Origin of the sequence: Pedobacter steynii (assembly GCF_900103665.1) — a bacterium.
Taxonomy (GTDB): domain Bacteria; phylum Bacteroidota; class Bacteroidia; order Sphingobacteriales; family Sphingobacteriaceae; genus Pedobacter; species Pedobacter steynii.
The window spans coordinates 75,243-87,959 of record NZ_FNGY01000005.1 but is presented as its reverse complement, the minus strand read 5'-3'; the positions used below and the strand labels follow the sequence as shown (position 1 = coordinate 87,959).

Annotated in this window: 12 protein-coding genes; 10 read left to right on the top strand and 2 right to left on the bottom strand. The window is 42.2% G+C overall.

Features of this window, described 5'->3' with window-relative positions:
• Nucleotides 1-37: 37 nt before the first annotated feature.
• From BLQ87_RS14815 to BLQ87_RS14785, 7 genes are all read left to right on the top strand, one after another.
• The gene (locus BLQ87_RS14815; protein WP_172664879.1) at nt 38-715 is read left to right on the top strand and encodes a proline and serine-rich protein 1 family protein; all 678 of its coding nucleotides are present in this window, start codon (nt 38-40) and stop codon (nt 713-715) included.
• 12 nt (nt 716-727) lie between these two features.
• Nucleotides 728-1,246 carry a DinB family protein gene (locus tag BLQ87_RS14810; RefSeq protein WP_074608124.1) on the top strand — a complete coding sequence of 173 codons (519 nt, stop codon included), beginning with the start codon at nt 728-730 and terminating at the stop codon, nt 1,244-1,246.
• Between the two features lie 62 nt (nt 1,247-1,308).
• Nucleotides 1,309-1,704, top strand: a complete 396-nt coding sequence (locus BLQ87_RS14805) for a hypothetical protein (protein WP_074608122.1) — start codon at nt 1,309-1,311, stop codon at nt 1,702-1,704.
• A 21-nt stretch (nt 1,705-1,725) separates the two neighbouring features.
• A complete protein-coding gene (locus BLQ87_RS14800; RefSeq protein ID WP_074608120.1) occupies nt 1,726-3,069 on the top strand; it encodes a flippase in 1,344 nt (447 codons plus the stop codon).
• Between the two features lie 227 nt (nt 3,070-3,296).
• Entirely contained in the window at nt 3,297-3,872 is a 576-nt protein-coding gene (locus tag BLQ87_RS14795) for a class I SAM-dependent methyltransferase (protein WP_074608118.1), read from the top strand.
• Nucleotides 3,873-3,876: 4 nt separating this feature from the next.
• Nucleotides 3,877-4,644: a class I SAM-dependent methyltransferase gene (locus BLQ87_RS14790; protein WP_074608116.1), complete on the top strand. Its 768-nt coding sequence runs from the start codon at nt 3,877-3,879 to the stop codon at nt 4,642-4,644.
• A gap of 2 nt (nt 4,645-4,646) precedes the next feature.
• The gene (locus BLQ87_RS14785) at nt 4,647-5,546 is read left to right on the top strand and encodes a glycosyltransferase (RefSeq protein ID WP_074608114.1); all 900 of its coding nucleotides are present in this window, start codon (nt 4,647-4,649) and stop codon (nt 5,544-5,546) included.
• 24 nt (nt 5,547-5,570) lie between these two features.
• Here BLQ87_RS14785 and BLQ87_RS14780 read toward each other — a convergent pair whose 3' ends face one another.
• Nucleotides 5,571-6,320, bottom strand: coding sequence for a class I SAM-dependent methyltransferase (locus BLQ87_RS14780; RefSeq protein WP_074608112.1), 750 nt, complete (start codon nt 6,318-6,320; stop codon nt 5,571-5,573).
• A 1-nt stretch (nt 6,321) separates the two neighbouring features.
• Nucleotides 6,322-9,495: a S41 family peptidase gene (locus BLQ87_RS14775; RefSeq protein WP_074608936.1), complete on the bottom strand. Its 3,174-nt coding sequence runs from the start codon at nt 9,493-9,495 to the stop codon at nt 6,322-6,324.
• Nucleotides 9,496-9,780: 285 nt separating this feature from the next.
• On the opposite strand from BLQ87_RS14775, the gene BLQ87_RS14770 reads away from it, so the two are divergent.
• The 3 genes from BLQ87_RS14770 to BLQ87_RS14760 are packed head-to-tail and all read left to right on the top strand — an operon-like array spanning nt 9,781 to nt 12,559.
• Complete coding sequence (locus tag BLQ87_RS14770; RefSeq protein WP_074608110.1) at nt 9,781-11,052, top strand: glycosyltransferase family 4 protein; 1,272 nt, start codon at nt 9,781-9,783, stop codon at nt 11,050-11,052.
• Nucleotides 11,053-11,075: 23 nt separating this feature from the next.
• The gene (locus BLQ87_RS14765; RefSeq protein WP_074608108.1) at nt 11,076-11,825 is read left to right on the top strand and encodes a glycosyltransferase family 2 protein; all 750 of its coding nucleotides are present in this window, start codon (nt 11,076-11,078) and stop codon (nt 11,823-11,825) included.
• A gap of 2 nt (nt 11,826-11,827) precedes the next feature.
• Nucleotides 11,828-12,559: an AAA family ATPase gene (locus BLQ87_RS14760; protein WP_074608106.1), complete on the top strand. Its 732-nt coding sequence runs from the start codon at nt 11,828-11,830 to the stop codon at nt 12,557-12,559.
• Nucleotides 12,560-12,717 lie beyond the last annotated feature (158 nt).

Here is a 12,717-nt window from a genome sequence, read left to right as displayed (position 1 = left end):
ATTCGCATTCCTGAAATACACACAAATAAAAAACCTTATGAAAAGATTAGTTTTACTGTTTGCCGTTATGCTGCAAACCGCCCTTACTTTTGGGCAAAGCCGGAGTACTTCAGAAGTATTCGTCGAAATCCCTGAGCGTGGGAATTATGTCGTTTATCTGGATGATGATTTTGCAGGATCTTCCAAAGGCCGTTTCCGCTTTTATGATGTATACAGAAATTCGCCTACGCTGGTGGTGAAGAAAGACAGTGTTGAGCTGTTTCGCAGAAGGATCAATGTTGCTCCAAATACCAGGATGATTGTCAGCTATTCCAAAAGATCGGGATTGCGCAATGTGGTTACCCTTCCGATATTTGACCGCGGACAATATGCGCTGGATGATTGGGACAGGAGTTACGCTGGTAATGGAGCAGGATTTGAATATGAAGAGGCGATGACTGATGAAGAGTTTAAAGATGCAATGACCGTTATCAACAACGAAATGTTTCCGAAAAACAAATTGGCATTGGCAAAGACTACTTTAAAAAATTCAATGATTACGACCAATCAGTTGCTCGTTTTAATGAAAGCTTTCCCTTTTGACGAAGACAAGGTCGAGGTGGCACATTATGCTTATGCACGTGTTACTGATCGAAAAAACTTCATCAAGGTACCTAAAGCATTGATGTCCCTGTTTGCACAGGAGGATATGATTAAATGGATCAGCAAACAATAATATTTCTCATAGATGGGTACTGCCAAAGACTATAAAAAAATTCAGGATATTGTAGCCAGCTATAGCAGCAAGCTGAAAGAGTTTAGTGAGGAAACATTTTTGCTCAACCCTCCTATCGGAGGCTGGTCATACAGTGAGGTTTACTTCCATATTTTTGACGCCAGCATTCTTTCTCTGATGGAAATGACCAATACCATATCCGGCAAGGGAGAAAGAAAACCAACGGCCTTTATCGTGAAAGTGATTCTATTCTTTGGCAGCCTTCCTCCTGGAAAGAAATATAACGCACCCAAAAGACTGGCGGCAAGGCTAAAGAAAGTCAGCAAAACTGAAGCTTTGGCATTGATAGATCAATTCCTTTTGGAATTGGATATGGCTATGAAGAAGATCGAAAATGCGGATAGCACACTTAAAACACCACATCCGAAGCTTGGTTATTTAAATGCTTTTCAATGGTTAAGATTTATTCGAATCCATTTGAACCATCATTTGCAACAATTACGAAGGATTGAGCAATCCTATCAAAGATAACCCAACAAATTTCACATCTTTGTCTATCTTTTATCTGTATTAAAAGAACAAAAAATACGATTATGAAAAGGATTTTATATGCCAGTTGTATTGTTGTGGCGCTTTCTGCCTGTAATTCCAGTCCGAAGCAAACGCAGTCCGTGATCACGCCAACCCCCGCAGGTCTTCCTTCGGCATCGGCTCCGGTAGCGGCCACAGGAGAAAAACCGACACATAATCCGGCTCATGGACAACCTTATCATGATTGTGCAATTGCTGTAGGTGCTCCATTGAATGCAAAGAACAGTGCACCTGTTAGCCCTACACCGACTCCGGCCCCAGTTACCGCGAGTCCGGTAAAGGCTCCGGTAGTAACGCCTCCGACGGTTCCTGCCAATCAGAAAGAAGTGAGGCTAAACCCTGCACATGGACAACCGGGTCATAGCTGCGCAATTGCTGTTGGCGCACCTTTAAGTTAATTTAAGCCAGGTTAAACAAGAATGAAAATTCCAAGTATTCCTGGGTTTGATCAGGGAGCAATAGAAAAATATGCTAAAAATGCCGGCTGGCTGATGATCGCCAGAGTGGGTAGTCTTGGAATAAAGATCGGGATTGGGATCATGGTTAGTAATTACCTTGGTCCGGAAAAATTCGGTATTTATGGTTATCCCTTAATATTTGCCACCTTTTTCATTGCCGCAGCTGCGCTTGGACTGGATGGATTTATTACCCGTGAATTGTTACGGCATCCGGAAAAGAAAGACCAACTTCTGGGCACTGCTTTTATATTAAAACTAACCGGGGGACTGCTGGTTCTTCCACTGATCTATCTGGCTTATCAGATATGGAACGGCATAAACCCAATTACAGCTCCTTTCTCTTACATCCTGATTGTTAGTTTTACCGGAGTCTTTCAGGCATTTAACATTATAGACAGCTATTTTCAGTCCAGGGCTCAGGGGAAATTCATCATGAAGATTCAGGTACTCGGGAATCTCTTCTCTGCTGCGCTTAAGCTCGTCCTGATCCTCCTTGGCATGAGCCTGAGCTGGTTTATTGTCGCCTTACTGCTTGATGCAGTTTTGCTGGCGATTGGCTATGTGTATGTTTACCAGAATAATGGCGCATCGCTCTTCCAATGGAAATTTGAAAGCAGTGTTGCAAAATTTTTATTGACAAATTCATGGCCACTGGCCTTTTCGGCAATTTTGGTGACCATTTACATGAAAATCGACCAGCTGATGATCCAGAGCTATCTGGGCTCTACTGCGCAAGGGATTTACTCGACCGTTGTCCAGTTATCCGAATCCTGGTATTTTATCCCTGTAGCGATTGTAACTGCTGTTTTTCCTGCCATTATGAATGCAAAAAGGGATGATCCGGAACGTTATCAGAAAAGAATGCAGAACATGTATGACCTCATGGTATGGATCAGTATGAGCATTGCCATCGTCATGACTTTCGCTTCTCCTTTGGTCTATAAATTCTATACACCAGAGTACCGGGGAGCCGCCCATGTCTTATCTATACACATCTGGGCTGGTATTTTCACCTTTCTGGGGACGGCAAGCGGACAGTTTCTAATTGCAGAGGGCTATACAAAATTATCCTTGTTCCGTACGGGAATGGGCGCTTTGATCAACATTATTTTAAACATTTACTGGATTCCAAGGTATGGAATTACCGGTGCTGCTGTGGCGACCTTAGTTGCTTATTTCGTGTCTAATTTCATGATCCTACTGGTCCCAAAAACACGGCCTCAGGGCATCATGATGCTCAAATCGCTGTTCCTGATTACCCTTTTGGAGAAGATCAAAAACAGGCCCCGCGCTCCAAAATCTTAGCCGGATCAGCATTGCGATCAATAATTATACGGATATATTAGCTTTTTGCGTTTAACATTTTAACTTTGACTATTAAATATTGGTATGATCTGAGTGGAAGAAAGCCCTCAGACTCATGACAAACACCGGATCAGATGGCTTCTGGGCCCTGCCGACAATTAACAACATAACCATTACAGATGTCCTTAAGAAAGGTAGTAAGATCAATCGTATTAAAACCAATAAACATGCTGGACCTTATTCAGTTAAAGTCCAAAATAAAAAATTCATCTGCACCTTTGAACATCATCATCGGTTCTGAGAAAACGGCTTATCCCAACTGGCTGCCTACGAATATAGAGAGCTTAAATTTATTGGAAAAAAGCTCTTTTCAAAACCTGTTCGGCGAAAAGAAAGCGACAAAATTTCTTGCAGAGCATGTCTTTGAACACATCAGCTATGCCAATGCATTAATTGCCTTAAAAAACTGTTTCGAGTTCATGGAAAAAGGCGGCAGCATCAGAATTGCGGTGCCTGATGGTTTTCATCCCAATAAGGACTATATCGACATGGTAAAACCAGGCGGACATGGTGAGGGTGCCGACGATCATAAATTGCTATACGATTATCATCAGTTGTCTAAGGTGCTGGAAGATGCCGGTTTCCGGGTTCAGCTTTTAGAATACTATGATGAGCAGCGTCAATTTCATTTTACAGACTGGAAAAGCGAAGATGGTCACATCCTCAGGTCCAGAAGGTTTGATAAAAGGTTTAATGAACCTTTGGGTTATTCCTCACTGATTATTGACGGTATAAAAGATTAATAAAATGGCCATAATCACAGAAGATCTAGTTGCTTCCTATAATGATTTTTACACCGATAGTGATGTAGAATGGCGGATGCTTGGTGCAAAATCCAAGGCAAAGAACCTGATAGAAGTCTGCCAGGGAATTCAGCCGAAAAAGATCCTGGAAGTGGGTGCCGGCGATGGCAGCATTTTACATTACCTCAATGAATGGAAATTCGGGGAGGAACTTTATGCCCTTGAAATCGCAGATAGTGGCGTTTCTTTAATCAGAGACCGAAAGCTGGAACGCCTAAAAGAAGTCAACAGCTTTGATGGGTATACCATTCCTTATGCTGACGACAGCTTTGACCTGGTGATCCTTGCCCATGTCCTGGAACATGTAGAACATGAACGGATATTGCTGCGCGAATTAAAAAGAGTGGCTAAATACCTGGTGATTGAAGTTCCTTTAGATTATCGTTTCGGGGTGGATCAGCGCATGAAACATTTCCTGAATTACGGCCATATCAATATGTATACTCCTACCCTGATCCGCTTTTTGCTACAGAGTGAAGGCCTTTCTGTGGAAGCAGACAAAACCTCTCTTACCCCTATAGAAACGATCAAATTCTGTGAGTATCAGGTAAAGAAAACACCAAAAAGCCTGTTCAAAACCTTAAGAATTGAGCTGGAATACAGGATCAAGAACCTATTGGGTGCCATTTTAGGAAAAAACAAACGGGAACAATTTGGAAATGCTTATACCGTTCTTACTAAAAAGTCAACCCAAAATCTGGAGATCTTCTAAATATGCAAACCTTTGCACCTATCGCATTATTCGTTTATAACAGACCGCAGCATACTGAGCGCACCATAAAATTCCTTAAACAGAATCAGCTGGCCTCAGAAAGCAGGTTATTCATTTTCTCAGACGGATTTAAATCTGCGGAAGATGAAGCCAAGGTGCTGGAAGTACGCGAATTGCTTAAAAATATTGATGGATTTAAGTCCGTTGAGCTGATTGAACGCAAAAAAAATATGGGTCTGGCCAATTCAGTCATTGCCGGGGTAGGCCGCCTGGTAAAAGATTATAAACAAGTGATCGTGATGGAAGATGACCTGATCACTTCTCCTTATACGCTGACTTATTTTAACGAGGCTTTAGACCGCTACCGCAACGAAGATCAGGTGATGCACATTGGTGCTTACATGTATCCCTTAAAGGAAAACAACATTCCGGAATCTTTCTTTTACCGTGCTGCAACCAGTTGGGGATGGGCTACCTGGGACCGGGCATGGCAACATTTTGAACCCAATATTGATACGTTGATGGCACAATTTGATGCCAAAAAGAGATCCGCTTTTTCTATTGAGCATAAAATGAATTTCTGGAAACAGATGCAGGACTTCAAAGCGGGGAAAAACAATTCCTGGGCAATCCGCTGGTACGCTTCGATCTTCCTCAAAGGGGGATTGACACTGAATCCTGCGCAATCGTTGGTGAACAATATCGGGCATGACGGAACGGGAATTCATTCGGGCATCAACGACATTTACAATGTGATCATCAATCCTAAACCAATCAGTGATTATCCTGTTGAAATAAAAGAAAATAAAGCCGCCTACGAGACGATTAAAGAATTCCTGTCGACCAGGAAGGGAAATCTATGGGAAAGGCTTAAAAGATATCTAAAACAACGTTTAGGCTAAGTTCTATACCTTCCCCATAGGGTGTTATGCTTTTCTTGCTTCCAAAATGATATAAGGAGAAAGCTGTCTGGAGTTGAAAGGAAAAACCTTGGTAAACAACTTCCCTGCCAGCCATACTGTTTTCTTTAACAACCGGACACCTGCGGGCTTATGTTTTTCATTTTCCAGCCAAAGGCTAAAATGCCCGAAATATTTAGATTGAATCACTTCCAGACCTGCCTGTTTGCAGATGTTGGCGAGTAGATCCGGGTCCATACAATCAATATTGTGCTTATCGTAGTTCTCTTTGTCAAAAGTCTTTTGAAACCAACCGTTCAGTGCTTTAAAATTGGGCAATGTGATCAGTAAAGTACCTCCCGGTTTAACAAAAGCAATGTGCCTGTTGATGATGTCGGCAGTATCGTTGAAATGTTCAATCAATCCACAAGACAAGACCAGGTCAAATTGCTGTTCCGGCTGATAATTGAACAAATCAGTCTCGATGATATGAATATCTGATTCCTTCAACCCGTTGGCTTCGAGTAAAGCATTCGTTACCGGTTGGTGGACAAAATAATCCAGCAGGGTCACATCGAGTTTGAAGTATTTCTTCAGGAATACCGCATAGTATCCCGGGAAACCGCCTAACTCAATCGCTGTTTTTACCCCTTGTTTATTGATGATCTCTCCAAGTTCCTTATGAAAAAGGTAGTTCGACGGAATATTAACCGACAAATCGGTCTTGCTCTCCCAATAATTCACCCAAAACTGTCTGTCCGTTAACAGGTTGTCCATATTATTTTTTTAAATCTTTTAGTATTTCTGATACCGCACGTTCCAGTTGAGGATCTTTATTCTCCAATCTGTCGGTGAATGTATTTTTCACGTAAATATCAGGAGCTACCCCTTCCGTTTCAATATTTTTTCCATCCAGAGTATAACAGCCCCATGAAGGAAGGCGATAAGATGAACCATCGACCAATCCTTTAGCGGAGGTAAAGATAATCCAACGATAGGTTTCTGTACCAATAATCTTACCTAATTTTAATTCTTTGAATCCAGCGGCTGTCATTTCGGCATCACTTAAGGACTGTTCATTGATTAACAATACGATTGGTTTGGCAGCAGGGCCAAAATTACTTTGAGGGGCCGTTTTACCACCACGGTATTTCCATTGAAGGTAAGGTCTTTGCGCTAAGAATTTTAAGACCTCATCATGTACATTACCTCCGGTATTGTAACGCAGATCGAGGATAATGCCTTCTTTATTGTTTTCCTGAGCCACCATATCCAACAGGAAATTTTCCAGTTCCCCGCCGCCCATATTTTTCATATAGGTATAAGCGATCCGGTTATTACCCAGCTGTTTTACGCGTTCTCTGTTATTCGTAATCCACTCATCGTACAGGTTATTGCGCAATGTGCCTGAGCTTTGAGGATGTACCTTTGTTTGGATGGTTTTCCCTCCACGTTCTACGGTAAGTGCCATTTCCTGGCTGAGAGAAGGCGAAGTAAAATAAGTATCGCGGTCGGCATCTTTGTCGACTTTGGTTCCGTCTACCGCCGTAATCACATCTCCTGCTTTCAGGTCGACACCAACATGCTTGGCATTACTCCTTGCTACGATCCGCTCTACTTTAAAAGGGTCCTTATCAGAAAAAATGATTCCCGTTTCATTGGTGGCATAGTTGAGGTTTTTACGTTCTTCGGCACCGGCAGTACCAAAGCCCAGGTGTGAAGAGTTCAATTCGCCCAGCATATCGTTTAAAAGAATGCGGAGGTCGTTGCGGTTATTCAGGTATGGAAGGTACTTTGCATACTCCTGCTGAGTCTTTAACCAGTCGATTCCATGAAAAGTTTCGTTATAGAAGTTTTCCTCTACACCGGCCCAGGTTTCGTAAAACATCTGATTAAACTCTTCATTCAGGTTTCTGTTAAATTTAAAACCAATGTCTAAACGGTCTAATTTGTTCGCTTCCAGGTTGTATTTATTAATGACCCCTCGAACCAGGGTGTAATATTTACCACCTGCTTCTACCAGACTGCCATATCCTTCTGTTACTTTTTCCGTTTTAGCACTTTCAAAAGGTTCTGTTACTGTCCGGTAAGTTCCAGCAACACCAGCCTCATGATCGGAGTAAAAGAACATATAGGTTTTTTCTCCTTTTGCAAAGACCTCGACTCCCTGCTGGGTGCCGAAAGATGGTCCCTGAAGCTCAATCCGGTCCATAATATTTTGAGTATTGATGGTAATGACTGAAGGTATTTTTTCTTTCTTTTCTGTCGGCTTGGCTTTTGTGGTATCTTTTTTAGCCGTACTTTTTACTTCAGGTTTATCTTCTTTTTTCTCTGTGAACAGTTCGTCGAACTTGTCGATGCGGTAAGGCTCATCATATTCATCCAAAGCCATTCTGTAGACATGTCCGTTTTGCATTCCCGAAGGATAAGATGGCTTTGTTCTTGCGCTGACAAAGTAAATGTACTTTTCATCCGGTGACCAGTTTGGAGAAGTCTCGGTAACCCCGGTATTGGTCAGGTTAATGGTTTTATTGTTTTTAATCTGATGTACGAAGATGTCTTCTTCGAAATTGCGGCGGGCAGTAAACAACAGGTACTCTCCATTCGGCGAAAAAGAAGGAGAAGAGTTTTGGAATGCCCAGACTTCCTCCTTAACGACAGTCTTACTTTCCAAAGATTTAAGATCCAGCATCCGGACTTCATCTCTGCCACTTAAATATACCGCCTGAGTACGGTCTTTATTGAAGGCAATATCCCGGTTGTTTCTATTGTCTTTTGTCAGTTGTTTCAACGTTCCTTTTCCATCGGCAGCAATGGTAAACCAGTTCTGATATCCTTTGTCTGTTTGGTTAAAAACCAGGGTACGGTTATCGGAAAGCCATTTTACCTCCATTGCGCGCTCTGCAACCTTTGTCCCTCTTTCAATTTTCTTAACAAATTTCCCTTCTGCATCACTTACAAATAACTCTCCTCTGGAGATAAAAGCGAGCTTTTTACCATCCGGGGACAGGTCAAAAGCACTGATAGCGGCCCGCACATCAAACTCCTGCTCTTTGGTTAAAATATTATTTCTGGAAATGCCGATATTGATCTTCTCTGATTTTTGAGTGGCAACGTCATATAGATAAAGTTGATAATCTTTCTCAAACACTATTTTATTTCCTGATGCAGCCACCACCGGGCGCTTAACCGCCGACTTAAAATCCGTCAGTCTTGTTTTTTTTCCTGCTTTAAAAGTATACAGATTGTATTCATCGTTCCATTCATCAGAAGCGAAGAAGACATTGCCGTTTTTATCTACACTGGCCCAAAGGTCCTTGCCTTTATAGTCGGTATATTGTTTATAAGTCTTTGTTTTAGGGTTCCAGGATTGGATATCCGGATTAAAAGCACCTTTATAACGCTTACGGTTGGCCGCGTTTTTACTCTCCCAGGTGTCATTAAAAAACAATTCTCCGTTGGGTGCTTCCGCGACATTGTGAATCAGGTTAAAATAGTGGTCAAAAAGGCGACTTGCAGTACCTCCGGTAAGACCCACTTTATAAGCCGTGTAACCATTGTAACGTCCTGAGGTGAAGTAAATAGATTTGGAATCCCAGCTCCAGCTCTCCACCTCATCTGAGGCATCATGAAAAGTCAGCTGTGTTACCGTTCCTCCGGCAAGTGGCATGAGGTACACATCGTTGTTTCCAAACTGGTTAGCAGAAAAAGCCAGCCATTTTCCATCCGGAGAGACTTTGGGACTGACCTCATTACCAGGCATTGCCGTAAGACGGGTAGCTGCACCTCCGGCAGAAGGAACCTTCCAAAGGTCTCCTTCATAACTAAACACCACGATCTGACCATCCGGGGTCAATGCCGGATATGCTGTAAAATAGGGCTCGTTTTGAGCCGTGGCTACCATATTAGAAAGCAGTAAGGCAGCGGTAAGGGCGTAAAAAACTTTTTTCATTGTATATATTTGGTTCTGTTTAGGGGTATGGCTTAGGATTCTTTCGATTTTTAAATTAATTTTATCGGCATACAAACAATGTTTTTTCTATTATGCTGTTTTAAAAGAAGATGTTCGTGGTACTTTAGCTATTTTTATCCCATGTATAGGGCTGTTAACAGCAGAGGACACTGAAAAAAATTCAGTGTGGCAAAAAACAACATCTTTTTATTAAATTTTGATAGAAACCAACGAAAATACATAAGAATTTAACAATGGTTCACAATAATAGATAATTTTGATAAATTGAAAGTAGTACACTTAAATACATATGAAGGAAACGGGGGTGCCGGAAGGGCCTGTCTGCGCTTAAGTGATGCCCTGAAAGCGCATGACGTCGATTCGAATGTGGTGGTCTATTTTCAGTTTAAGGAAAGTAAGCTCACCGATACTTTTAGTAAGGGCCCTTTCCAGAGAGCTCTGGCAGTTTTCAACATTCTTGCCGAGCGTTATTTGTCTAAAGCATTTGCTAAAGCCGTAAAAACACCCTTTTCATTGCAATGGTTTGGCCGTTCGGTGATCAAACATCCTAAGGTAAAAGAAGCTGATATTATCCATTTACATTGGATTAACCATGGTTTTTTATCTCCAAAGTTTCTGGCGCAGATCGATGAACTGGAAAAGCCGGTGGTCTGGACTTTTCACGACAGCAATGCTTTTACCGGCGGTTGTCATGTCCGCTATTCCTGTGAAAATTACCATAAGGAATGTGGCTGCTGCCCATTGCTAAAGTTTAGTGGAAAGGATGATTTTTCCCATAAAACCTGGCTGCGTAAGAAAAAGGCATATTCGGAGCTGAACTGTCATATTGTGGCCCCCAGCAACTGGATGGCAGAATCTGTGAAACTGAGCAGTTTATTGGGCACCCGTGGCATTACGGTTATTCCAAATACGATTGAGACCAAGGTTTTCAAACCTTATGTAAAATCGGAAGCGAAAAAGGTGTTAAAGATCAACCCCAATAAATTTGTCATGATGAGTGGTTTTATGCCCTCCAAAAACGACAAGCATAAGGGAACTTCTTACCTCATCGATGCTTTGAACGACCTGGCTTCGAGACCTGGAATTGTTAAAGAAAACATAGAACTCGTCATTTTCGGAAATAAAGACAATGTCGATATGCCGGAATTCCCTTTTAAAACCACGTTTTTGGGCACCATCAGCAATGACGAACACCTGGCCAAGTGCTATTCTGCTGCAGACGTTTTTATCACCCCCTCACTGGAAGATAACCTGCCTAATACGGTAATGGAAAGCCTGGCTTGCGCAACGCCCGTGGTGGCCTTTAAAACAGGTGGCATTCCGGATATGGTGAAGCATCTGGAAAATGGCTATCTCGCGGAATATAAATCTTCAGAAGACCTTGCCACTGGAATAGAATGGCTATATCATGACGAAAATGCGCCTGATATTCAAAAAGAAGCAAGAAGAACGATTTTAACTCAATTCTCTGAAGCCGTTATTGCAGAAAAACACTTATTATTGTATCAGTCCCTGATTAATTTACAGCCGCGTTAATTTTAGATTTAGATTTTACCTCCATGCAACCAAAGCTAAGTGTCATCACCATCGTTTATAATAATGTAAAGGATATTGAGCGCACAATGCTTTCTGTGTTGAATCAGACCTATCCGAACATAGAATATATTCTCATTGACGGAGCTTCCGGTGACGGCACAAAAGACATCATTTATAAATATAAATCAAGACTTGCCCAGTTTATTTCAGAGCCGGACAAGGGGATCTATGATGCGATGAACAAAGGTTTATCCCTCGCGACAGGTGATTATGTCCTGTTCATGAATTCCGGTGATGAAATTTATGCGCCGGTAACGGTGGCAGAAGTGTTTGATACCGCAGCCGCAGCAGATATCTATTATGGCGAAACAGAGATGTTTAACGAGCAATGGGAAAGTCTGGGACAAAGGAGACATCATTCGCCGGAAAACTTCGACTGGCAGAGTTTTAAATATGGCATGAGCATCAGTCACCAGGCAATCTATGTGAAACGCAGCCTGGCAGAACCTTTTAACCTGGAATATAAATACAGTTCTGATATCGACTGGATCATCAGGGCAGCAAAGAATGCTTCGAGTATTGTAAATACGCATAGCTATGTGGCGAAATACCTCGTTGGTGGTGTATCTAAGAAAAAGCACCTCGCCAGTCTCAAAGAGCGCTTCCGGATATTTACAAAATATTACGGGTTGGTGCCAAACCTGATCAATCATATTTTCATTGCCATCAATCTGGCGCAATATTATATCCGCCACCGCAGAACCAATGATTAATCATGCCTTTTCTATCCCATATTACCTTACCCAAAACCGAGATAGCAGATTATCCGTTTTCTATCCCCGCGTTTAAGGAGGGATTAACACTCCGGTTGCACGACAATGTGACTTTCTTTGTGGGTGAAAATGGTTCCGGTAAATCTACGCTGTTAGAGGCGATCGCTGATCAATGCGGGTTTAGCCTGCGCGGTGGAAACCGCAATCACAATGTAGACAGCAGCGAAGAATATAACGGCTACAGCACACCGCTTAGTGGATCTATTACCCTTGGCTGGACACCAAAACGCATCAGTAATGGATTTTTCATGCGGGCGGAGAGCTTTTTCAACTTCGCAGATTATATTGATGAAATTGCAGTTGAAGACGCAAGCATACTGGATGCCTATGGAGGCAAATCTCTTCATGAGCAGAGCCATGGGGAATCATTTTTATCGCTCTTCCAAAATCAATTCAGCAGGGGCATTTATATTCTGGATGAGCCTGAAGCAGCGCTTTCGCCCAACCGGCTGATGACTTTTATGTCGATTATTAACAAGCTGGAACAATCCGGCAGGGCACAATTCATTATTGCCACCCATTCTCCTATGCTCCTTTGTTATCCTGAGGCTACAATTTATAATTTCGGAACATCCGGACTGGAAGAAATCGGCTATAAAGACACCGAGCATTACCAGCTGACAAAAAGCTTCCTGGACAATCCTGAGGCCTACTTTCGTTTCTTATTTGACTAAAACGCGCCGACGTCCGTGACAAAATCATGACATTCCCTTAACGCCGAATTTATACTGCTGCACTACTTTTGACTCAAAGCAATATAAAGCGCTCCATGTTACAACGAATTCTCAGATTTCCCTGCTATTTCGGCCTTGTCTTTCTCCTTCTTTTGCTG